The organism is Streptomyces sp. NPDC058683 (genome assembly GCF_042716195.1).
GTDB lineage: Bacteria > Actinomycetota > Actinomycetes > Streptomycetales > Streptomycetaceae > Streptomyces.
Map to the genome: position 1 here is coordinate 176,807 of NZ_JBHXSK010000012.1, position 22,185 is coordinate 198,991.

The following is a 22,185-nucleotide window of genomic DNA, read 5'->3' on the forward strand; positions in this document are numbered from 1 at the left end:
CGCTCCCCATGCCCGCACGGAGGTGGCCTGATGCACAGGGCGCCGCCGAGCGACCCTTCGGGTACGCCCCTGGTCGTCGCCCTGGTGGTGCCGTTACAGGGACCGGCGGGGGTCTTCGGGCCGTCGTGCGAGTCGGCCGCGCGCCTGGCCGCGGAGGAACTCAACGCCACGGGCGGTGTGTTGGGCCGGGAGGTCCGGCTGGTCACGGTGGACGGCGGGGCGCCGCCGCGGCGGGTGGCGGCCGAGGTCGGGTCCCTGGTCGCGCCGGGTGCCGTGGACGGGGTGGTGGGCTGGCATACCTCGGCGGTACGGCAGGCGCTGCTGCCCCGGATCGCGGGCCGGGTGCCGTATGTCTACACCGCCCAGTACGAGGGCGGCGAGCGGACTCCCGGCGTCTTCCTGACCGGTGAGACCGATGCCGCCCAACTGCTGCCCGCGATGCGGCTGCTGGCGGAGGCAGCCGGGGTGCGGCGCTGGTGCACGGTGGGCAACGACTACGTCTGGCCCCGGGTGACCGCCCGTACGGTACGGGCGTATGCGCGGGAGTGCGGGGGCCGGGTGCGGGACGAGGTGTTCGTGCCGCTCGGGACGGAGGAGTTCGGGCCGGTGCTGCGCCGGGTCGAGCGGTGCGAGGCGGACGCGGTGCTGATGCTGCTGGTGGGGGCGGACGCGGCCCGCTTCAACCGGGCGTTCGCCGGCTACGGGCTGCACCAGCGGTGTCTCAGGCTGAGCACCCACATGGACGAGAACATCCTGCTGGCCACGGGTGCGGAGGCCACCGACGGGCTGTGGGCGACGGCCGGCTTCTTCGAGACCCTCGCGACCGCCGAGAGCCTCGACTTCAGCGCCCGCCACGCGGCCCGGTTCGGTGTCCACGCACCCGTCGTGGGCAGCCCGGGCGAGTCGTGCTTCGAAGGGGTACGGCTGCTGGCGGCGCTGGCCGAGCGGGCCCGGTCGCTGGATGTGCGGACGATGTGCGCGGTACGGGACTCGGTGTCGTACGAGGGCCCGCGCGGTGTCGTACGGCTGCATGGCAACCATCTCGCGCAACGGCTGTACCTGGCGCGGGCGAACGCCTTCGACTTCCACATCGTCGCCCAGCTCTGAGCCCGCAGCTGATCCCAACTCCCCGGCCACACCCGATACTTCCCACGGGAAGATTCAAGCTTTGTCTTTTAAAGCAGGTGAAACGTTCGGGAAACAGCGCGCCGCGACTCTTCCGTGCAAACGACCGGGGACGAGAGAGGGCAGAGTCGTGACGGAGATCGTCGGGAAAGAGGCGCCGCCGGCCGTGGCGGACGGCGGGACGGACGGCAAACGGACCTACAACGACTGGGCGAAGAACGACACGCTGGAGGACTACTCGCTGCGCTACGCGCCGAAGTCCTTCCGCCGCTGGACCCCGTACGTGGTGGCCACCACGGCGCTCGGCGGTATCGCCTATCTCGCGGACTTCGCGATCGGCGGCTCGATCGCCATCTCCAACGGGTTCTCCAGCGCGCTGGTGGCGATCCTGACCGCGGCGGTGGTCATCTTCCTCACCGGCATCCCGATCTCGTACTACTCGGCCAAGTACTCCATCGACATGGACCTGTTGACCCGGGGTGCGGGCTTCGGCTACCTCGGCTCGACGCTCACCTCGGTCATCTACGCCAGCTTCACCTTCATCTTCTTCGCCCTCGAAGGCTCGATCATGGCGCAGGCCCTGGAGCTGGGCCTGCACATCCCGCTCGCCGTCGGCTATCTGATCTGCTCGGTCATCATCCTGCCGCTGGTCATCTACGGCATGACCGCGCTGTCGAAGATGCAGGTGTGGACGCAGCCGGTGTGGCTGGTGCTGATGGTCGCGCCGTTCGTGTCGATCGCGATCCAGGAGCCGGGCAAGTTCTCGGAGTTCACGCACTTCGCGGGCAACTCGCCCACCGGGTCGAGCATCAGCATGCTCGGGGTGGGCGCGGGCGCCGGTGTGGCGCTGTCGCTGATCGCGCAGATCGGTGAGCAGGTGGACTATCTGCGGTTCATGCCGGACAAGACGCCGGAGAACGGCAGGAAGTGGTGGGGTGCGGTGCTCTCCGCCGGTCCCGGGTGGGTGGTGCTCGGCGCCGCCAAGCAGATCGGCGGCGCCTTCCTCGCGTTCTACATCGCCGGCAGCGTGGGCCTGGCGAAGGCCAACGAGCCGATCCAGCAGTACGTGTCCGGTTTCAAGACCTTCGCGGCGCCCGTCGCGCTCGGCCTGGCCACGTTCTTCGTGATCCTCTCCCAGGTGAAGATCAACTCGACGAACGCGTACTCCGGTTCGCTGTCCTGGTCGAACTTCTTCTCCCGGCTGACCCACCGTCACCCCGGCCGCGTCGTCTACATCTTCCTCAACGTCGGCATCGCGCTGGCCCTGATGGAGGGCGGTGTCTTCGGCTTCCTGAACACCGTCCTCGGCTTCTACTCCAACGTGGCGATCGCCTGGATCGGCGCGGTCGTCGCCGACCTGGTCATCAACAAGCCGCTCGGGCTGAGCCCGTCGTACATCGAGTTCAAGCGCGCCCATCTGTACAACTTCAACCCGGTCGGCTTCGGCTCGATGCTGATCGCGTCGGCGGTCTCGATCGCCGCCTACTTCCACGCCTTCGGGGAGTACGGCAAGGCGTACTCGCCGTTCATCGCGCTGTTCCTGGCGATGGTGCTCTCGCCGCTGTTCGCGGTGCTGACCAAGGGGAAGTACTACATCGCCCGCGTCGACGACCTGGCGGAGCCGCTGCTGGGCGCGGACGGGCTGCCGTCGGCGGCCCTGCTGACCTGCACGGTGTGCACGACCGAGTTCGAGCGGCCGGACGTGGCCAACTGCCCGTTCCACTCCGGGGCGATCTGCTCGCTGTGCTGCAGCCTGGAGAAGGACTGCCACGACTCCTGCAAGAGCGGGCCGGTCGCGCTCGCGATGCCGGCGGTACGCCCCGCGGACTGACCGGCTCCGTTCCTCACCGCTCCGGCCCGTGCCCCTCGGCGCGGGCCGGAGCGCCTGTGTACAGGCCGTCCATGAGGAGCCGGATCTGGCGCTCGGCCTGTCCCTTCCAGTCCCCGTCCACGTCCAGGCGCAGCAGGCCGCCCATGGCCCGCACCACGTCACCGGTCTCCATGTCGGACCGGAGCGTCCCGGCGGCGACGCCCGCCGTGAACAGGGTGCCGATCGTGTCGTAGACCTTCGCGTACGACTCCCCGCCGTCGGGTCCGGCGCTGCGCAGCGCCTCGGACATGTGCTGCTTCGTCACCAGCAGGCCCGCCAGCCGGCCCATGAACTCGCGCAGCGCCCGGTCCGGCGGCAGCGCCGCGAGGAGCTCGTCCCCGACGGCGCACAGCTGGTCCACCTCGTGCTCGTAGGCGGCCAGGACGAGGGAGTCCCGGGTCGGGAAGTGCCGGTAGAGGGTGCCGATGCCGACGCCGGCCGCCCTGGCGATGCTGTCGAGCGGCGCGTCCTTGCCGGTGCGCGTGAACTCCTCCAGGGCCGCCGCCACGAGCTTCTCGCGGTTGCGGCGGGCGTGGGCGCGCACGGGCCGCGCGGGTCCTTGTCCGTTCATGCGGTACTCCCCTCCAGGCCGGTCACCGTACCCGGCATTCTTCCCACTTGCTTACCGGAGGATCCTCCGTTAACGTCGTTGATACCGGAGGATCCTCCGGTATCTGTCATCGTACGCACCGCCGACATCGAACGGAGACATGCCGTGGACACGGTTTCTCTCGGTGGGCTCACCACCTCCGCCCAGGGCCTCGGCTGCATGGGCATGAGCGAGGGGTACGGCCCGACCAGCTGGGACGACGCGATCGCCACCGTCCACCGGGCCCTCGACCTGGGCGTCACCCTCATCGACACCGCCGACGCCTACGCCTTCGGGCACAACGAGGTGCTGGTGGGCCGGGCCATCGCCGGCCGGCGCGACCAGGTCCAGCTCGCCACGAAGACCGGCATCGACCGCACGGGCAGCGACAGCTGGGTCCTGCGCGGCGAGGCGGGCTACATCAAGCGCGCCTGTGACGCCTCCCTGCTGCGGCTGGGCGTCGACCACATCGACCTCTACTACCTGCACCGGCCGCCGGAGACCGCCGAGATCGAGGAGTCCGTCGGCGCCATGGCGGAGCTGGTGAAGGAGGGCAAGATCGGGCACATCGGCCTCTCCGAGGTGAACGGCGAACTGCTGCGGCGCGCCAGTGCCGTCCACCCCGTCGCGGCCGTGCAGAGCGAGTACTCGATCTGGTCCCGCGACCTGGAGACCACCGTCGGGGACGCCCTGCGCGAGCTGGGCGTGGCGCTGGTGGCGTACTCGCCGCTCGGCCGGGGCTTCCTGACCGGCACGGTCGACGTCACCGCCCTGCCGGCGGGTGACGCCCGCCGGCGGCTGCCGCGCTTCCAGACGGCGGACAACAAGGCGATCGCGGACGCCATCCGCGCGCTGGCCCAGGCGCGGGACGTCGCCCCCGCGCAGCTGGCACTGGCCTGGGTGCACGCGCGCGGCGCGCGGCTCGGTGTGCCCGTGGTGCCGATCCCGGGGACGAAGCGCGTGAAGTGGCTGGAGCAGAACGTGGCCGCCGCGGGCATCGAGCTGACCGCCGAGGAGGTCGCCACGCTGGACGGGCTGGCCGCGCGGACGGTGGGCGGCCGCTACTGAGCACCGCCGCGACCGCCCCTGACCGGCGCCCGCGCGCCGGTCAGGGGCCGGGCCACGGTCCACGGCCGGCCGAGGCGACGCGGCCCACGCACCCGCTCGTACACAACGGACGCGTCGGCCTGTGACCGCCCTCACACCACTCGGTTCGAACTTCTCCTTCGCCCTGGCGTCCTGCCGTTGTCACCACGCACCGCCGACCACGGAGAAGCCATGACCACGTCCCTGACCGATCCCCTCACCACCGGAACCCACACCGTCGAGATCGACGGTCTCGTGCAGCGCTACCACGTGCACGGCACCGGGCCGGTGTGCGTCGCGCACTCCGGCGGGCCGGGCATCGCCTGGGAGTACCTGCGGATGCCCGAACTGGAGCGGCATCTCACGGTCGTCTACCCGGAGCCGGTCGGCAGCGGCGGCTCCGACCGCCTGCCCTCCCACCCGCACGGCTACAGCCGGGCCCGCTACAGCCGGTTCCTCGGCGCGCTGATCGAGCACCTCGGCGTCACCGGGGTGCACCTGCTGGGCCACTCGCACGGCGGCTTCGTCGCCCAGTACCACGCCCTGCACCACCCCGAGCGCCTCGCCGGGGTGATCCTCTACGACAGCCTGCCGGTGACCGGCCGCGAGCACATCACCGAGACCGTGCGCCAGATGGAGGCGTTCGCCGCGCGGAACGCCGGCCACCCCGGGCTCCCCGAGGTACTGGCGGCCTTCCAGGCCATTCCGACCGTCGGCAGCGACAGCGAGCACACCGCGGTCGCCCGGGGGCTGTTCCCCGCGTACTTCGCCGACTACTGGGGCCGGGAGCCGGAGTTCGGCCCCCTCCGGGCGGCCCTGGCGTCCACCCACATCTCCGGTCTGGACGAGGACCTCTCCCCGGTCGCCGTCGACGACCGCGCCGACCTCGGCCGGCTCACCGTGCCCGCCCTCGTGCTCGCCGGCCGCCACGACTTCATCTGCGGAGTGCGCTGGGCCGAGGAACTGCACGAGCTGATCCCCGGCTCGCACCTGCTGATCCTGGAGAACAGCGGGCACTTCGGCCACCTCGAGGAGCCGGAGACCTTCGCCCGGGCGGTGACGGGCTTTGTGACGAGCACCCGCCAGGGAACCCGATCCGTCTAGACGACGCGTGCCGCCGCCTCGGCGGCGGCACGCTGCGCGGCCCCGCGGTCGACGCGGACCGTCTCCCCCTCCTCGACCACCGGCTCGCCCGCGACCCAGACGTCCCGGACCCCGCGGGAGCCCGCCGCCCACATGAGGTTGGCGAGCAGCCGGCCGTCCTCGACGTCCAGGCCGGTCGCGAAGTGCGGTCCGTCCACGGAGATGTGGACCATGTCCGCCCAGTTCCCGGGCCGCAGGGCGCCGATGTCCGTGCGGCCCAGGGCGGCGGCGCCCACCGAGGTGGCCATGAGGAAGGCGTCCGCGGCGGTGAGCGCCAGCGGGTCGCCGGTGGCGAGGCGGCTGAACATCATCGCGAGCCGCGCCTCCTCCCACAGGTCGAGGTCGTCGTTGCTCGCAGGCCCGTCGGTGCCCAGCCCCACGGTGACGGACGCGGCGCGCAGGGCGTGCACGGCGGCCGTCCCGGAGGCGAGCTTGGCGTTGGAACCCGGACAGTGGGCGACCCCGGCGCCCGATTCCGCGAGCAGCCGTATGTCGGTGTCGGACAGGTGCACGGCGTGGGCCGCGAGCAGCCGCCCGTCCAGGAGCCCGGTCTCCCGCAGGAGTTGCAGGACGGAACCGTGCCGGGCGCGCTGTTCGGTGTCCTCGGCGAGGGTCTCCGCGACATGGATGTGCACCAGGGCGCCGCGCCGGGCGGACTCCTCGGCCGTCACGTGCAGGGCCTCGGGCGGCAGGGTGTAGGCGGAGTGCGGGCCGTAGCAGAGCTCGATCCGTTCGCCCGGGCCGAAGCGCAGGCCGTCGGCGTCGATCCACTTCCCCGTTCCGTCGACGGCGGCGCGCCAGCCGTCGCCGGGCCGGTCGAAGTAGGCGGGCGCCAGCAGGACCCGGCTCCCGGCCTCCAGCGCCGCGTCGGCCACCGCCTCGGCGTGCGCGTACATCTCGGCGCTGGTGGTCACGCCGTAGCGCAGCATCTCGACACAGCCGAGGAGCATGCCCGCGTGGGCGTCCTGCGCCCGCATACGGGCCTCGGCCGGCCAGACGGCGTCCTGCAGCCAGGACAGCAGCGGCAGGTCGCCGCCGAGTCCCCGCAGCAGGGTCATCGGGGAGTGCGCATGGGTGTTGACGAGTCCGGGGGCGAGGATGCCGGTCAGGCGGGTGCGCGGGTGGGCGTCCGGGACCGGCGGCGCGGCGGCGGCCGGACCGCAGTAGGCGATGCGTCCGTCGGGGCCGACGTCCACCGCCGCGTCCCGGATCACGGAACAGGACGGGTCGGCGGGCAGGACGACGGGGGCGAGGAAACGTCGTGAAACCGTCATGGGGGGGCTGTGTCCAATGCGTCGCGGGTCGTTCGGTCGAACTCAGGGGAACGGTGAACATGGACAAGACGCCGTACGGGCCCACGAGTTCGGCCGCCGCGGTGTGAGACCGGTCACGCGGCGGTGCCGAAGCGCGCCCCAACTGCCCTCGCCCCGGGCAGCTTACGATGAGGCGTGTACTCCTGGAGCGACGCCCTCACCCTGACCTCGGCCGGCGAATGGGACGAACTCTTCACCACCCTGCACGGCGCCAGCCGGATCAGTGTGCCCGACCACGAGGCCCCGTGGAGCGCCCGCCTGGAGTGGCAGCAGTCGACGGCGTACGGCGTCGCCCTGTGCGCCGGCGGCCGGGAGGTGGTGCAGCGGGAGACCCGGCACATCCGCTCCGACCCCCGGGGGACGTACGAACTCCTGGTCCCGCTCGCCGGCAGGGCCTGGGTGGAACAGGGGCCGTCGGCCACGGAGATCCGGCCCGGCAGCATGGTGCTGTGCGACATCGACCGCCCGATGCGGTTCGCGCACGACGCGGACTTCCTGTCGATCGCCTTCATCATGTCCGGCACGGATGTCGCCGCGCGCAGCCCGTTCGCGGCCGGTGAGCCGCGGATGCTGGGTGCGGACCGTGGACTGGGCCGGATCGTCCGGCAGTTGACCACCACGCTGCACGAGGAGCGCGAACAGCTCTCGGAGAGCACCTTCGACATCGCCTGCGACCGGCTGCTGGACCTGGTGTGCCTGGCCGCGGAGGGCGGCACCGACACGGCACCCGCCGGGCAGCGGGCGACGGTCGAGGCCGCGATCCGCCGTCACGTCCGCCAGCACGCCTGTGAACCGGACCTGGACGTCGTCGCCATCGCCCGGGCGCTCGGCTGGTCGGTTCGCTATGTGCAGCAGGTGCTGCGGGAGGCCGGCACCACGGCCCGCGACCTCATCCGCCGGGAACGGCTGCACCTGGCGCGGGCCCGGCTGGCCGGCGGGAGCTGGGCGGCGTACTCGATCGCGCAGATCGCGTACTCCTGCGGCTTCGCCAGTCACGCGTCGTTCGCGACCGCGTTCCGGTCGGAGTTCGGCATGACACCGAGCGCGGCCCGGCGGGGCGCGGCCTGAGACACCGGGGCGGGCGGCCGGGCGGCGCCCGAGGCACGGGGGACGGGGCGGCGCCGTGGTCAGCCCTAGGCGCCACTGGGGCCGCAGGGGTCAACCTCGGGCAGCGCGAGGGGGAGCGCGGTGGGCGGTCGCGGGCGGCGCTGAGGCCGCGGCAGTCAGCCGCGGGCAGCGCGAGGGGCGGCGCCCCGGTCAGCCGCACGCTGCACCGGGGCCGCGGTGGTCAGCCGCGGGTGGCGCGGGGGTCAGCCGCGGCCGGGGGCCGGGGCGACTTCGCCCTCCTTCACCTCGACGCACGGCTCTTCCGGCTCGGCGTCCAGCAGGCTGACGGGCAGCAGGGAGAGGTGGGCCATGTCGCCGGGCGGGGGCGTCCGCGTCGACCACAGGGGCGTGGGGGTGCCGTCGGCGACCGCGGCCGGGGCGTCGGTGAGGTTCATGCGCTCGCGCAGCCGGCCGTAGAAGTCCGTCGGCGCGAGCCGGACCACCCGCAGCCGGGCCGGGGCGGCGTACACACCGATCCAGTCCCCCGGCCCCAGGACGCCCCGCACCTGTCCGTCGACGCTGACCGCGGCCTGCCCCGAGCGCTCCAGGACGCGCAGTCCGACGGGCTCGTTCGGGGCGGTGACGACCGACCGGTTGAACGTCATGTGCGGGGCGACCGGCGTGAAGACGAGCGCGTCCGCGCACGGCGAGACGACCGGACCGCCGGCCGCGAAGCTGTAGGCGGTCGAGCCGGTCGGCGTCGCCACCAGCAGCGCGTCGGCGGAGTAGGAGGCGAGCAGCCGCCCGGAGACGTACACGCCGACGGACACCTGGCGGTCCCGGGACAGCTTCTCCAGGACGACGTCGTTGACCGCGGTGATGTGCAGGGGCACACCCCACTCGGTGTTCTCCTCGCAGTCGGTGCGCACCTCGGGCGGCGGCAGCAGCGGCCCGCGGCCGTAGCGCATCAGCTCCTCCATGTCGGACGGCACCTCCAGCCGGCGGGAGGCGCGCATGGTGAGCAGCATCCGGCTGTCGACGGTGAACCGGTCCTCGCGGATCGCGTCCAGCGCCTCCGTCACCGAGCAGGCCGCCACCTCGGTCAGGAAGCCGACCCGGCCCAGGTCGACGCCGAGGACCAGGGCGTCGTGGTGGGCGGCGAGCCGGGCGCCGCGCAGGAAGGTGCCGTCGCCGCCGAGGGTGACGATCAGGTCGGGATCGCCCGCGGCCGCGACCTCCTCCCCGGAGCTGTGCCGTCCGCCGTCGTGCCAGACGTCGATGTCCGTGCACCGCACGTCGTGCTCCGCCGCCCACGCCCGTACGGTCCGGGCGGCGTCCACCGCCTCCGCCCGGCCCCCGTGCACCACCAGTCCGAGCCCGTTCACCGTCATCTCCGCCTCCAGGACACCGTGCCCAGCCGTTGTTCCCACGCTGTCACGGCCGGGCGGATCTCACAGGCCAAGGGAGATGGCCAGCCGGGTCAGCTCGGCCGTGGTGTTGATGTCGAGCTTGGCGCGGATCCGGCGGAGGTAGGCGTCGACGGTGTGCCGGGAGAGCCCCATCAGGCGTGCGGCCTGCAGGTATGTGCAGCCCGCCGCGATGTGCTTCAGCGTCTCGCGCTCACGCGGGGCCAGCGCGACGGCGGCGGTCTCGGTGTGCTGGGTGACAACGGCGAAGCTCATGAGGATTCCCTTGCCGGATTGACCGATAACGGCGATTTGTCCGTTTACAAAACCCTGACAAGCCGACGTCATGACGCTGTCCGCCGTCCGTCACAGGCGTGTCACAGGAACCCCGGACGAGCGTGACCATGGCGGCCGGGTGGTACGGGCGGCGGATTGGTGCTCCGTGTCGGCCGGGACCATCCTGGGAGAAGAGCCGGCCGTGCAGGTTCCGCGAAGGATGAGCGGCGATGGAACGACGTCCCACCCCTCCCAGCAACCGGGCGGGGACCCACGCCGTACCGCGGGGAACGTACACCGCCGCGGTCACGGTCGACGAGCGGGGTGCCGTGACCGGCTGGAGCGACGGGGCCAGGCTGCTGCTGGGCTACCCGCCCGCCGAGATCCTGGGGCAGCACGCCGTCCGGCTGCTCGCCGAGCCGGACGGGGACGCCTGGCGGGAGGCGGCCGCCGGCCCGCGGTGGAGCGGGACCGCGGCCCTGCGCCACCGGGACGGGCACCGGCTGGACCGGGACGTACTGGTCCACCGTCGGCCCTCCGGCGACCGGCCGGGCGGCATGGAGTGGCGGGTGGTGTCCGCCGTCACCGGACCGCCGGCGGACGCCGCGGACCGGACCCTCGGGGAATGGGCCTTCGACCAGTCCCCCTGTGTCGCCGCGGTCTTCGACGAGGGACTGCGGCTGGTGGTGGCCAGCGCCGGGATGCAGCGCGGCCTGTCCCTCGCCGAGGGCACGATGCGCGGGCTGCGGCTGACCGACATCGCGCCGTACGAGGGCGCCACCGAGGCCGAGGCCGCCATACGGCGGATCCTGGACGGCGGCGGTGCCGAGGACGTCCGCCTGCGTCTGGACCCGGCCGACCCCGACCACGAGTGGCACGGACGGCTCGCCCCGCTGACGGACACGGACGGGCGGGTGCGGGCGGTGGCCCTGACCGCCCACTCCGATCCGTCCGAGCAGCTGGTACGGCGGCGGATGCTGCTGCTGAGCGACGCCGGGGTGCGCATCGGCACCAGCTCCGACGTGCAGCGCACCGCGCGGGAGCTGGCCGACGTCGCCGTCCCCGCCTTCGCCGACGCCTGCGCCGTGGACCTGCTGGACGCGCCCAGGTCCGGTGCCGCCGCAGCCGACGGCCGCGCGCTGCGCCGGGCCGCCGTGCGGTCGGTGCCGCACGGCCCGCCGCTCCCCCAGCCCTCCGGCGAGGTGCTGCGCTGCCCGCCCTGGTCGCCCTCGGGCCGGTGTCTGGCGGAGGGGCGCGGCACGGTCTACGCGAGCGACGACGAGGCCGTGACCCGCTGGACGCGGGAGGATCCGCAGGCGGCCGCGTGGATCCGGGAGAGCGGGGCGCACTCGCTGATGGCGGTGCCGCTCCGGGCGGCCGGCGCCACGTTCGGGGTGGCCCTGTTCGGGCGGAACCCGCCCAACGAGCCGTTCGACCCGGAGGATCTGTGGCTGGCCGAGCAGCTGGCGGCCCGCACGGCCACCAGCATCCACGGCACCGAACGCGCCCAGCGCCAGCACACCACGACGATGACCCTCCAGCGCAGCCTGCTCCCGCAGACGCTGCCCCAACAGGCGGCGCTGGACATCGCCACCCGCTATCTCCCCTCGGTCAGCCAGGCCGGGGTGGGCGGCGACTGGTTCGACGTGATCCCGCTGTCCGGGACCCGGGTCGCGCTCGTCGTGGGCGATGTGGTCGGCCACGGCGTGCGGGCCGCCGCCACCATGGGCCGGATCCGCACCGCCGTCCGCACCCTGGCCGACGTCGATCTGCCGCCCGACGAACTCCTCAGCCACCTGGACGACCTGGTCGTCCATCTCTCCGCCGAGGAGGCCGGCGCCGACAACGCCGAGGAGACCGCCGGTGGCGTCGGCACCACCTGCCTGTACGGCGTGTACGACCCGGTCACCCGCCGGTTCACCGTCGCCCGGGCCGGACACCCGCCGCCCGCCGTGGTCACCTCGGGCACCGTCCGCTTCCTCGACGTGCCGGCCGGGCCCCCGCTGGGCCTGGGCGGCCTGCCCTTCGAGTCCTTCGAGACGGACCTGCCCGAGGGCAGCCTGATCGCCCTCTACACCAACGGCCTGCTCGAACCCCGCGACCACGACATCGACGAGGCCCTGGACAAGATGTTCACCGCGCTCGCCCGGCCCGCGCAGAACCTGGAAACCGTCTGCGACCGGGTCCTGACGACCATGCTCACCCACCGCCCCGACGACGACATCGCCCTGCTCGTGGCCCGCACCCGGGCCCTGCACTCCGACCGGGTCGCCACCTGGGAACTGCCCTTCGACCTCGCCGCCGTCGCCGACGCCCGCAAACAGGCCACCGACCAGCTGATCGCCTGGCGGCTGGAGGAGGCCGCGTTCATCACCGAGCTGATCGTCAGCGAGATGGTCACCAACGCGTTCCGGTACGGCCGGCCGCCCGTCCGGCTCCGGCTCATCCACGACGACCACGCCCTCACCTGCGAGGTCTTCGACTCCAGCAACACGGCCCCGCACATGCGACGGGCCCACACCTACGACGAGGGCGGCCGCGGCCTGCTGCTCGTCGGTCAGCTCACCCAACGCTGGGGCACCCGCCACGCCACCACCGGCAAGACCGTCTGGGCGGAACAGTTCCTCACGGAGGAGTGAGAGTTCCGGCGGGCCGGGGAGGCCAGGCTCTGTCCTGGCGATCGTGAAGGCGGCCTGAAACTGGCTCACTTGGCCCTCCGCGCCGGTCACTGACGGAGCCGATTCAGGCCGTCCCGGTCCGGACTTCACATACTCGGGCCTGCTGAAGGCGCCGCGGACGATGCCGTGGCCCGCAGCGGCGGCGTCCGTCGTCCAGCAGCTGCTGCAATCGGGCCCGGTTTCGGGACCGGTGACGCGGAGCCGATGGGCCCAGCCCCAGCCTGTCGCGCTGGGCGTGCACGGCGCTCAGGGCAGGTCCTGGGCCCGCTCAGGGCAGGCTGATGCATCGTGTCAATCCGTGAGCCCCCGGTGAAGGGGTGTTCCGGGGGGGCCGGACCGTTACACCTGGATCAGGCACAGTCGCCCGAAGCCGGTGCACGAGCGCGTAGGCATTTATGCAGGTTCATCCCAGATTTTCCTGAAGAACGTCCCAGGCCGCGCACAACACCTCTGTGGGAGTAGTGCGATGACCATCAGCTCTGCCGCCGACCCGCCCCTGCCTCCTGCAGAGAACCTTCCTTCGCCGCGTCCGGGCCTGGCAGCACTGCGGCATGTCGCCGTGATCGTGGACGGCAATCGCCGGTGGGCGCGCGCGCATCACACCGATCTGGACGCCGCCTACCGGCGGGGTGGTGACCGCGTCCACGAGCTGCTGACGTGGTGTGAGGCGGCCGGTATGAGTGTGGTCACGCTGTGGCCCCTGTCGACGGACAATCTGCGGCGCGATCCCGGTGATGTGCGCGCCCTGGTCCAGGTGATCACCGAAGTGGTGTGTGAGCTCGCCGATGCCAGGCGCTGGCAGCTGAACCTGTTCGGGAACACGGAGCTGCTGGGCCAGGGCGCGCGGGGCAGGATCTGCGACGCCGTGCGACGCACCGTCGCGGTGTCCGGTATGACGGTCAACGTCGCGGTCGCTTACGACGGGCGTGAGGACATCACCTCGGCCGTCCGGTCGCTGCTGACCGAGCACGCCGGCCGGGGGACGGCGGTCGCGGACATCGTGGACGGCCTCACCAGTGATCAGATAGCCGGCCATCTGTCCCTGACCGGGCAGCCTCCGGTGGATCTGATCATCCGGACCTCGGGTGAGCAGCGCCTGTCGGGTTTCCTGCCCTGGCAGAGCGCTTACAGCGAGTTCTACTTCTGCGACGTGAACTGGCCCGACTTCACCCGGGCAGACTTTGACGCCGCCCTCCTCAGCTATACCCGCCGATCGCGGAGGTACGGGCAGTGACGACATTCAGCACGCTCTCCACGCCCTACGATCCCCCGCGCCCGGCCCTTGCGTTCCCGTCGCTGCGCAGTACGCACGCCGCGGGGTTCGAGGACGGCGCGCTGGAATGGGCGATCCAGCGGGGACTGGTGAGCGGTGGGAAGGCGGAGGCGTACTGGCGCGAGGTGGGCCTGGGCGAGGTCAGTGCCCGCGCGTATCCGTACGCGGAGGCGTCCACGGGGCTGCTCCTCACGTGCTGGATCGGCTGGACCGCCGGTGTGGAGCGGTACTTCGACGAGCCGGCCGCGCCGGCCCCGCGGGAGCTGCTCGCCCTGACGGAGAGTCTGGTGGGCGGGGATGAGCCGCTGCGGGTGCGGGATCCACTCGCCGGGGCGCTGGCCGATCTGTGGCGGGACACCGGCAGGCTGATGCCGCCGCACTGGAGGCGGCATCTCGCGGTCAACCTCGCGGGCTACCTCCACGCCTGCGCCGCCGAATCCCAGGAGGACGACAGCGACTCCCGGCAGGTCGGGGTCGACGACTTCTTCGAGCAGCGCCGGCTCACGGTCGGCAGCTACGTCTACTGCGACCTGGTCGAATTGTCCGTGGGCTTCGCCGTTCCGGACGGCCTGTACCGAAGCGAGGTCTTCCGCCGGATGCGGCAGGTGTGGAACGACCTGACCTCACTCGTCAATGACCTGGCATCGGTTCCCAAGGAACTGGCGGCCGGGGACTTGCGGCACAACCTGGTGCTCCTCACCCACCAGCAGGAGGCGATCCCCCTCGCGCAGGCTGCCCACCAGGTCGCCGCGCGCATCGAGGAACTCGCCGGGACCTTCACCGCTCTCAAGGAGCAACTCGACGCTGAAGCCTGCCGGCAAGACCTTCCGGCAGGGGACCGGGAGGGCGTCCGGCGCTGCGTCGAGGCCATGGAGGCGTTCATCGCGGGAGAACAGCGCTGGCACGAACTCAGCGTCCGGTACACGCAGGCAGCCAGTGAACCTCCCGATTCACACGCCGTGAAAGGACTGTGATGTTCGGTCGCAAGCGACAGCGCTGGTACACGAAACCCGCCCTGCGCCCCACGGCGGGCGACGAAGCGTTCCCGCCCGCCCTGCCCAACCCCGCGGGCTGGTTCTGCATCGGCTTCTCCGACGAAGTCCGGCCCGGCGAGGTCGCCACCCGCAGGCTCGTGGACAGTGACGTCGTGCTGTACCGCACCCGCAAGGGGCTCCTTCGGGCGACCGAGGCGTACTGCCCGCACCTGGGCGCCCACCTGGGAGTCGGCGGCACGGTCGAAGGGGAGAACCTCGTCTGCCCCTTCCACCGGTTCTCCTACGCGCCCGACGGCACGTGCGTGAAGACCGCGTACGGCAAACGGCCGCCCAAAGCCCGGCTGCGGCAGCTCGAGGTCCGGGAGATCAACGGCGGCATCATCTTCGCCTGGTACGACCACGACGGCGCCGGACCGCAGTGGGAACTCCCCGAAGTCGATCTGACCGGGTACTCACCGCTGGTGCACATCACCGTGGACATGCCCAGCCATCCCCAGGAGGTCGGCGAGAACACGGTCGACGAGGGGCACTTCCCCGTCATGCACAAGTCGCCGATCCTGGAGATCCGCCCCTACACCTTCACCGGGCACGTCCTCGGCCTCAACTTCACGATGCGCGTCCCGCTCCCTCACCTGCCCCGCGCGGCCATGACCGTGACCTACGACGGCGAACTTCACGGCTTGGGCTACACGGCCGGATCCATGACCTTGAAGGCCGGGCCCGTCCTGCGCGGCTGGATCATGCCCACCGTTGTCGGGCCCTGGCGGATCCAACTGCGGTTCGCCGCCTGCCTGAGCCTGCCCGCCCCGCGATGGCTGCCACCCCGTCTCGGCCGGCCCCTGGCCTACGCCGCCGCCCGGGCCCTGTGCGACATCGGGCTGCGCACCACCGCCGCCGGGTTCGTGCTGAACGACGACAGCCCGATCTGGCACACCAAGCGCTACCAGCCGACCCCGCGCCTGGCCGACGGAGACGGCCCGATCATGGCCTACCGCCGCTGGGCCCAGCAGTTCTACCCCGGCGGGCACCAGCCGGCCGACGAGCAGAAGGGCACCCATGCCGCCTCTCTCCCCAGCGATCGACAAGCGCCCCTTCTACTGCCCCGTGCCCCCCGCACCCCATCCGCCGGCTGACACACTCGACGCCGACTCGGTGCGCTGGATGGTGGACTTCGGGATCTGCACGCCCGGCTCCTGGATCACCCGGATCAACAGCGGGCACGTCGCCGCCATGATGATCCCGCTCCACGAGGGCATCCCGGCCCGGCACATGAGCTTGTTCTCCGACGTCTGCTACTGGACCTACGCCTGGGACGACGCACGCGACGCACGCCTGGACCTGCGGCCCCCCGCCGCGCTGACCTCACACTGCCAGCGCCTGGACCGGATCCTCGACCACCCCGAGATCCGCCCGCACGAGAGCGACCCCTACTGCCAGGCCCTGTGGGACCTGCGCCGCCGCCTCGCCGAACTCCCCGACACCGACCAGGCCATCCGCGTCACCGACGGCATGCGCCGCTTCTTCCACGGCTGCCACCACTGGACCCGCATGCAGCGCAACCGCGCGATTCCCAGCCTCAACGACTACCTGCTCGCCCGCAGCGACGACTGCGCCGGCAGCTGGATGGTGCCGTTCTACCCCCTCATCGGCGGCTACCGGCTCACACCCCAGGAAGCCGCCGACCCGCTCACCCTGGTCCTCAACGACCTCGTCCCCCTGGTCGGTGCCCTGGACAACGACATCGTCTCCTACCACCGCGAAGCCGCCATCGGAGAGTTCAACGTTCTCGACGTCCTGCAAAAGGAGAACGGCTACTCCCTCCCGCACGCCGTCACCGACACGATCGCCCTGCGCGATCGCCTCATGACCCTGTACGTGCGCATCCGCGACCATCTGGCCCGCACCGCCGGCCCCCACCTCGCCCGCTTCGCCCACGACATCGGATACATCATCCGAGGCCACATGGAATGGGCTCTGGAAACCAGCCGCTACCGAACCCCCCAGAACGCGAAAACAGGGACGCTCCACGACGCCACCGCGTTCACCGTTGACTGGAGCGACCACCCGGCCGACGACAGCCCCCACCCACCAGAGCTCCCTGCGATCGCCTGGTGGTGGGACCACATCCGGGCCGCCGAAGCCAACGAGCGGAGCGGGCGGGAGGCGCCTCCCGCCCGCCCCTGACAGGCGCCCCGAGCAGCCGGTCGGAGCGGCCCTCACGGGCTGATCGGGCGCAGCGACGATGTGCACGCCACCGCGACAGGCGCGAGCGGACGGGTGGCTACGGCGGCTTCTTCCGGGTCCACCGCGGCGCCTCCAGCAGGCCCGAGTTTGTGAAGTCCGGACCGGGACAGCCTGAATCGGCTCCATCAGTGACCAGCGCGGAGGGCCAAGTGGGCCAGTTTCAGGCCGCCTCCACGAGCATCGACCTTCCCAGATCGGGGCCGCTTGGAGACGCCTCCGCTGCCGCCACCGCAGCCGCCACCGCAGCCGCGTCGAGCGTGCCGTCGACCTCAATGACGCGGATGCCGAGGCGACGGGCGTTTTGTGCCGCGTCCTCAGCGACCACACGGTCACGGGCGATGCGCTTGACCTGCACTTCCGCGCCGTCGCGACACGCTATGACAAGCGCGCCCATATCTTCCTCGGCACCGTCACAGTCGACGCTCTCGTCAGCTGGCTCCGCTCTTGATCGGCCGCACAAAACGTAGCTGGCTAGGGGCCGAACATCGGGCGGGCCCAGGCGGGCGGGCCGGGGGCAGGCGAGCCGGGGGTGGGGCCGGTGTCCCGGCGGACCGTGGGGGTCCGGTCCGTGGGACGGTCCGACGACGCCGGTTCTCCCGGTACGACGCCGTACGCGGCGAGCCGCAGCGCGCCCACGAACTCCAGGCAGGAGCCGAAACGGTCCTCGGGGACCTTGGCCAGCGCCTTGGCGAACACCTCGTCCAGCCCCGGCGGCAGCCCGGACCGTACCTCGCTCAGCGCGGGTGGCCGGTCGTACTGGTGCGCCCACAGCAGCGCGATGTCCTCGTCCCGGACGAACGGCGGACCGCCGGCGAGCATCTCGAAGACCACGCAGGCGAGACTGTAGAGATCGCACCGGCCGTCCACCGGGCGGCCCGAGATCTGCTCCGGCGCCACGTAGTCGAGCGTGCCGACGAACTCGCCGACCGTCGTGAACCCCGTCAGCGACAGCGACTTCTTGGTGAGCCCGAAATCCGTGAGATAGACGTGCTCCGGGTGGTCGCTGTCCGTGCCCCGCGCCACCAGCACGTTGCCGGGCTTCACATCCCGGTGCACCAGATCGTGCTCATGGGCCGCGTCGAGCGCCGAGGCGATCTGGGCGGCGATCCGCAGCGCCGTGGCCACCGGCAGCACGCCCTCCTTGTCCAGCAGCGCGCGCAGATCCGGGCCGGACACGTAGCGCATCGCGATGTACAGCACGCCGTCCGTCTCACCGGCCTCGAAGATCGGCACGATGTGGGGGTGGTCGAGGGCGGCCGCCACCCGCGACTCGTGGGTGAAGCGGCGGCGGAAGGTGTCGTTGCGGGCCATCTCCGGGGCGAGCAGCTTCAGGGCGACGGTGCGGTCCAGGCGCAGGTCCGTCGCACGGTAGACGACGGCCATTCCGCCCCGCCCGATCTCGCCCTCGACCTCGTAACCCGCGATGCGCGTCGCCATGGCATGTCCACCCCGTAGCGTGCCAAACCTTCCCAAATCGTATCCAGAGGGGCGGCGTCCCGCCTGGGCGGGCGGCGCACCCGCGAAAGAGCGGTGGGCGAAGGCCGGAAGACCTCCACCCACCGCTCAGACACCCACCTCAGCCAACGAGAGCCGCCGGGTCACCACCGACCCCCTGGTCCCCACCAACAGGAACCCCACCCTGATCGGCCCCGCCACCCTGATCAGCCCCGCTGCCCTGATCGGCGGGCTGCTCGGCCCCGCCCTGGTCGGCGGGCTGGTCGACACCACCGTCATCGACGGGAGCACCGCCATCGTCAGCCGGCGCACCACCCTGATCCGTACCACCCTGATCGGCAGGCTGGTCAGCAGCGCCACCTTGGTCGGCACCACCGTCATCGGCGGGAGCACCACCGTCGTCAGCCGGCGCACCACCCTGATCCGTACCACCCTGCTGGTCGGTACCGCCCTGCTCGTCGGTCCCGCCCTGCTGGTCAGTGCCACCCTGCTGGTCGGCCCCGCCCTGATCCGTACCGTGATCGGTTCCCTGATCGGTTCCCTGATCCGTATCGTGGTCGGTGCCCTGATCGGTGCCGTGATCCGTCCCCTGGTCCGTACCGTGATCGGTCCCTTGATCGGTGCCGTGGTCCGTCCCCTGATCCGTACCGTGATCGGTCCCTTGATCGGTGCCGTGATCCGTCCCCTGATCCGTACCGTGATCGGTGCCCTGATCGGTGCCGTGATCCGTCCCCTGATCGGTACCGTGATCCGTCCCCTGATCCGTACCGTGGTCCGTCCCCTGATCCGTACCGTGATCGGTGCCCTGATCCGTGCCGTGGTCCGTCCCCTGATCGGTCCCCTGATCCGTGTCGTTCTCGTGGGTTCCCGTTGTCTCCGTGCCGTCCGGGCCCTTGGCCGGGGGCCGGCCGTGTTCGCTGTTCTTGCCCTTGTCGTCCGGGGGTTCCTTGTCGTGCTTCTCCACCCACTCGGGCTTCTTCCAGCTGTCGCTGCTCCAGTGGTCCCAGTGCTTCTCGTGCTTGTTGTGCTCCCAGTAGTTGTACTGGCGATACGAATCCCAGTAGTAGTACTTGTGGTGCTTGTGCACGACGTAGTAGCAGTCGTGGTGGTGGTCCCAGTAGTACTTGTGGTGGTTCTTGACCACGTAATAGCAGTCGCGGTCCCAGTCCCAGTAATACCGGTGCGAGTCGACGAGGTAGTAGTAGCAGTGGTACTTCTCGTCCCAGTGGTACTGCTTGTTGTTGGCCCAGCACGAGTACACGCGGCCCTGCGTATGGCGCGCCGGCGGCTTCTTGCCGCAGTTCTTCCTGAGCTCCTTGGACAGGTGGGCGCCGGCCACCGGCGCCTTCGGCATCGGCGCCGCCGTGGCCACCGCGACCGGCAGGACCACACCACCGGCGACCGCCACCGCGGAGGCCAGGACGGCCACCGCACCCCGACGACGCTTGGGACGGGCATTCCCGCTGACGGCGTTGCGCATTTCGCGGATCATTTCCTTCTCCTCCTGAAGCGAATCGGGCTCGTGCTTCCAGTAGGCCCGCGACGCGCGACAGGGTCATGTTCCGACAGCTCGGGACTTGACATGCGGAAATTCCGCGTCTAAAAGGCGGCCGCCTGCCACCCGGTCCAGCGTGAGACGGTCACGAATATCACCGGACCGCCCGGCGGGCGTTCCCGGTACTGCGGGTATTTCGCGCACAGCGGCTCGATGACCGCCGCGTCGGCGGGAATCACCCGCGCGTCTCCGTCCGCCCGGACCCACCACAAGTGGTCCCAGTTCTCGTCGTATTCGTCCACGAGCAGGCTCACGGACGGCTGTGCGGCGATGTTGCGCAGCCGCTTGAGCCGGGGCGTGGTCTTGGGCTTGTGGTCCACGGCGGTGACGATTCCGTCGGCACCGTGCCGCGCGAAGACGACCGGCACGAGATGCGGGCGGCCGGTCTCGTCGACGGTGGCGAGCCGCGCCACCCGCGCCCCGGCGAACCGCCGACGCGCCTCACCCTCGGCCAGTTCCGGCACGGCGTCCCCTCCCCGTCAGGCGCCGCGCAGCGCGTCCAGCACGTCGGCGTCCGTCAGCTGTGCGAAGTCGTCGTACCACTGACCGACCGCGTTGAACACGGCCGGCCGGTACGGGCAGACGACGAGGTCGGCCTCGGCGGCGAGCGCGTCGAGGGAGTCGGGCGCGCCGACGGGCACGGCCAGCACGGTCCGGGCAGGGCCTCGGCGTCGCACGTGGCGCAGGGCGGCGCGTGCGGTGGAGCCGGTGGCCAGGCCGTCGTCGACGACGATCACGGTACGGCCGCGCAGCTCGGGCTCCGGCCGGCCCTGCCGGTAGCGGCGCTCACGGCGGCGCAGTTCCTGCCGCTCCCGTTCCACCACGGGGGCCAGGGAGTCCTCGCTCATGCCCAGGTGGGCCAGGGTCGCCCGGTCGAGGAGCGGCGGGTCGTCCCCGGCGATCGCGCCGACGCCGAACTCCTCGTGGCGCGGGGCCCCGATCTTGCGTACGACGAGCACGTCGAGCGGGGCCGACAGCTCCCGCGCGACCTCCGCGGCGACGGCCGCACCGCCCCGCGGCAGCGCCAGCACGATCGGGTCCGGCAGGCCGCCTTCGTCGCGCAACTTCCCCAGTACGGACGCGAGTTCGCGACCGGCCTGGGCGCGGTCCCGGTAGCGCACGGTTGATCCTCTCCGGCCGGGGTCGGCCCCCTTCTTCCATGCTCACACCCGAAGGTGTCGAGGGCCGAGTCCACCGGAGATATTCGTACACATTTTCTATAAACTGTGTGTACAGTCCCGGCATGCCACTTTGGAGCAAGCTTCCGACCAAGAAGAGGGAAAGACGGCCTTACAGGTTCCGGTCGTCCCCCGGGTTTCGCGTACCGGCGCTCACCGCCGCCGCCGTCTCGCTCGCCCTGGCCCTGTCGGGCTGCGCGCAGGTCGACACGACCTCGCCCGCCGACGCCCGCGGTCACGCCGTGAAGGCGAGCCAGGCCCGGTTCGGGACCGTCGACTGCCGCCAGGCCAAGTGCGTCGCGCTCACCTTCGACGCGGGGCCCAGCGAGAACTCGGCCCGGCTGCTCGACATCCTCAAGGAGAAGCACGTCCCGGCGACCTTCTTCCTGCTGGGCAAGCGGCACATCGAGAAGTACCCGGAGCTGGTCCGGCGGATGGCCGCGGAGGGCCACGAGATCGCCAGCCACACCTGGGACCACAAGATCCTCACGGAGATCTCCGACCGGCAGATACGCGAGGAGCTCACCCGGACCGACGACGCGATCGAGCGGATCACCGGGCGCAAGCCCACGCTGATGCGCCCGCCCCAGGGCCGTACCGACGCGAACGTGCACCGGATCTGCCGCGAGCTGGGCCTGTCCGAGGTGCTGTGGAGCGTGACCGCCAAGGACTACCTGACCACCGACTCGGCGCTGATAGAGAAGCGGGTGCTGGACCAGGTGTCCCGGGACGGGATCATCCTGCTGCACGACATCTACAAGGGCACCGTGCCCGCCGTGCCCGGGATCATCGACGCCCTCAAGGAGCGCGGGTACGTCTTCGTGACCGTCCCGCAGCTGCTGGCCCCCGGCAAGGCCGAACCCGGAAAGGTGTACCGGCCCTAGGGGCGTCACCGGACCGGGCGCGGGGGCGGTGTGTGGCGCCGCCCACCCCCGGCAGGGTCCCGCACACC

General features: G+C 71.5%; 20 protein-coding genes and 1 pseudogene. 12 read left to right on the forward strand and 9 right to left on the reverse strand.

What is annotated here, in order from left to right:
- Positions 1 to 30: 30 nt before the first annotated feature.
- Together ACFWXC_RS15555 and ACFWXC_RS15560 are read left to right on the forward strand one after the other, a co-directional pair.
- On the forward strand, positions 31 to 1,107 hold the full coding sequence (locus ACFWXC_RS15555; RefSeq protein ID WP_384478852.1) for a substrate-binding domain-containing protein: 1,077 nt from the start codon (positions 31 to 33) through the stop codon (positions 1,105 to 1,107).
- 148 nt (positions 1,108 to 1,255) lie between these two features.
- Positions 1,256 to 2,956 (forward strand): purine-cytosine permease family protein, encoded by a 1,701-nt coding sequence (locus ACFWXC_RS15560; RefSeq protein ID WP_384478854.1) that lies wholly within the window; start codon positions 1,256 to 1,258, stop codon positions 2,954 to 2,956.
- A gap of 13 nt (positions 2,957 to 2,969) precedes the next feature.
- Here ACFWXC_RS15560 and ACFWXC_RS15565 read toward each other — a convergent pair whose 3' ends face one another.
- Complete coding sequence (locus tag ACFWXC_RS15565; RefSeq protein WP_384478856.1) at positions 2,970 to 3,566, reverse strand: TetR/AcrR family transcriptional regulator; 597 nt, start codon at positions 3,564 to 3,566, stop codon at positions 2,970 to 2,972.
- Between the two features lie 198 nt (positions 3,567 to 3,764).
- Here ACFWXC_RS15565 and ACFWXC_RS15570 point away from each other — a divergent pair, with 198 nt between their 5' ends.
- Positions 3,765 to 4,652: an aldo/keto reductase gene (locus ACFWXC_RS15570; protein WP_384478948.1), complete on the forward strand. Its 888-nt coding sequence runs from the start codon at positions 3,765 to 3,767 to the stop codon at positions 4,650 to 4,652.
- Between the two features lie 210 nt (positions 4,653 to 4,862).
- Positions 4,863 to 5,774: an alpha/beta fold hydrolase gene (locus ACFWXC_RS15575; RefSeq protein WP_384478858.1), complete on the forward strand. Its 912-nt coding sequence runs from the start codon at positions 4,863 to 4,865 to the stop codon at positions 5,772 to 5,774.
- On the opposite strand, the gene ACFWXC_RS15580 is transcribed toward ACFWXC_RS15575, so the two are convergent.
- On the reverse strand, positions 5,771 to 7,087 hold the full coding sequence (locus ACFWXC_RS15580) for an amidohydrolase family protein (protein WP_384478860.1): 1,317 nt from the start codon (positions 7,085 to 7,087) through the stop codon (positions 5,771 to 5,773). The two genes, ACFWXC_RS15575 and ACFWXC_RS15580, sit on opposite strands and share 4 nt — an antisense overlap.
- A gap of 174 nt (positions 7,088 to 7,261) precedes the next feature.
- Here ACFWXC_RS15580 and ACFWXC_RS15585 point away from each other — a divergent pair, with 174 nt between their 5' ends.
- Complete coding sequence (locus ACFWXC_RS15585) at positions 7,262 to 8,194, forward strand: AraC family transcriptional regulator (protein ID WP_384478862.1); 933 nt, start codon at positions 7,262 to 7,264, stop codon at positions 8,192 to 8,194.
- A 242-nt stretch (positions 8,195 to 8,436) separates the two neighbouring features.
- Here ACFWXC_RS15585 and ACFWXC_RS15590 read toward each other — a convergent pair whose 3' ends face one another.
- Both ACFWXC_RS15590 and ACFWXC_RS15595 read right to left on the reverse strand, forming a co-directional pair.
- The gene (locus tag ACFWXC_RS15590; RefSeq protein WP_384478864.1) at positions 8,437 to 9,564 is read right to left on the reverse strand and encodes an NAD(+)/NADH kinase; all 1,128 of its coding nucleotides are present in this window, start codon (positions 9,562 to 9,564) and stop codon (positions 8,437 to 8,439) included.
- A 60-nt stretch (positions 9,565 to 9,624) separates the two neighbouring features.
- A complete protein-coding gene (locus ACFWXC_RS15595; RefSeq protein ID WP_362578761.1) occupies positions 9,625 to 9,855 on the reverse strand; it encodes a helix-turn-helix transcriptional regulator in 231 nt (76 codons plus the stop codon).
- Between the two features lie 230 nt (positions 9,856 to 10,085).
- Between ACFWXC_RS15595 and ACFWXC_RS15600 the strand changes: the two genes are divergently transcribed.
- The 5 genes from ACFWXC_RS15600 to ACFWXC_RS15620 all read left to right on the forward strand — a co-directional run bounded on the left by ACFWXC_RS15600 (position 10,086) and on the right by ACFWXC_RS15620 (position 16,985).
- A complete protein-coding gene (locus ACFWXC_RS15600) occupies positions 10,086 to 12,494 on the forward strand; it encodes a SpoIIE family protein phosphatase (protein ID WP_384478867.1) in 2,409 nt (802 codons plus the stop codon).
- A 598-nt stretch (positions 12,495 to 13,092) separates the two neighbouring features.
- The gene (gene uppS / locus ACFWXC_RS15605; protein ID WP_384478869.1) at positions 13,093 to 13,767 is read left to right on the forward strand and encodes a polyprenyl diphosphate synthase; all 675 of its coding nucleotides are present in this window, start codon (positions 13,093 to 13,095) and stop codon (positions 13,765 to 13,767) included.
- Positions 13,764 to 14,780, forward strand: coding sequence for a hypothetical protein (locus ACFWXC_RS15610; protein ID WP_384478871.1), 1,017 nt, complete (start codon positions 13,764 to 13,766; stop codon positions 14,778 to 14,780). The genes uppS and ACFWXC_RS15610 overlap by 4 nt, the downstream gene beginning before the upstream one ends.
- Positions 14,780 to 15,934, forward strand: coding sequence for a Rieske 2Fe-2S domain-containing protein (locus ACFWXC_RS15615; RefSeq protein WP_384478873.1), 1,155 nt, complete (start codon positions 14,780 to 14,782; stop codon positions 15,932 to 15,934). The genes ACFWXC_RS15610 and ACFWXC_RS15615 overlap by 1 nt, the downstream gene beginning before the upstream one ends.
- A 28-nt stretch (positions 15,935 to 15,962) precedes the next feature.
- A complete protein-coding gene (locus ACFWXC_RS15620; RefSeq protein ID WP_384478950.1) occupies positions 15,963 to 16,985 on the forward strand; it encodes a terpene synthase family protein in 1,023 nt (340 codons plus the stop codon).
- Positions 16,986 to 17,205: 220 nt separating this feature from the next.
- Here the strand turns inward: ACFWXC_RS15620 and ACFWXC_RS15625 are convergent, their stop codons facing one another.
- Positions 17,206 to 17,439, reverse strand: coding sequence for a hypothetical protein (locus ACFWXC_RS15625; RefSeq protein ID WP_384478960.1), 234 nt, complete (start codon positions 17,437 to 17,439; stop codon positions 17,206 to 17,208).
- Here ACFWXC_RS15625 and ACFWXC_RS15630 point away from each other — a divergent pair.
- A pseudogene (locus ACFWXC_RS15630) lies at positions 17,398 to 17,493 on the forward strand (IS5/IS1182 family transposase); the annotation flags it as partial. The gene ACFWXC_RS15625 and the pseudogene ACFWXC_RS15630 sit on opposite strands and share 42 nt — an antisense overlap.
- 23 nt (positions 17,494 to 17,516) lie before the next feature.
- Here ACFWXC_RS15630 and ACFWXC_RS15635 read toward each other — a convergent pair.
- The 4 genes from ACFWXC_RS15635 to ACFWXC_RS15650 form a co-directional block, all read right to left on the reverse strand.
- Positions 17,517 to 18,482 carry a serine/threonine-protein kinase gene (locus ACFWXC_RS15635; protein WP_384478875.1) on the reverse strand — a complete coding sequence of 322 codons (966 nt, stop codon included), beginning with the start codon at positions 18,480 to 18,482 and terminating at the stop codon, positions 17,517 to 17,519.
- Between the two features lie 139 nt (positions 18,483 to 18,621).
- A complete protein-coding gene (locus ACFWXC_RS15640; protein ID WP_384478877.1) occupies positions 18,622 to 19,992 on the reverse strand; it encodes a hypothetical protein in 1,371 nt (456 codons plus the stop codon).
- 107 nt (positions 19,993 to 20,099) lie between these two features.
- Positions 20,100 to 20,519 carry a TIGR03668 family PPOX class F420-dependent oxidoreductase gene (locus tag ACFWXC_RS15645; protein WP_384478879.1) on the reverse strand — a complete coding sequence of 140 codons (420 nt, stop codon included), beginning with the start codon at positions 20,517 to 20,519 and terminating at the stop codon, positions 20,100 to 20,102.
- Between the two features lie 15 nt (positions 20,520 to 20,534).
- On the reverse strand, positions 20,535 to 21,176 hold the full coding sequence (locus tag ACFWXC_RS15650) for a phosphoribosyltransferase (RefSeq protein WP_384478881.1): 642 nt from the start codon (positions 21,174 to 21,176) through the stop codon (positions 20,535 to 20,537).
- Between the two features lie 122 nt (positions 21,177 to 21,298).
- Between ACFWXC_RS15650 and ACFWXC_RS15655 the strand changes: the two genes are divergently transcribed.
- Entirely contained in the window at positions 21,299 to 22,117 is an 819-nt protein-coding gene (locus ACFWXC_RS15655) for a polysaccharide deacetylase family protein (RefSeq protein ID WP_384478883.1), read from the forward strand.
- The last annotated feature ends 68 nt before the right edge of the window (positions 22,118 to 22,185 follow it).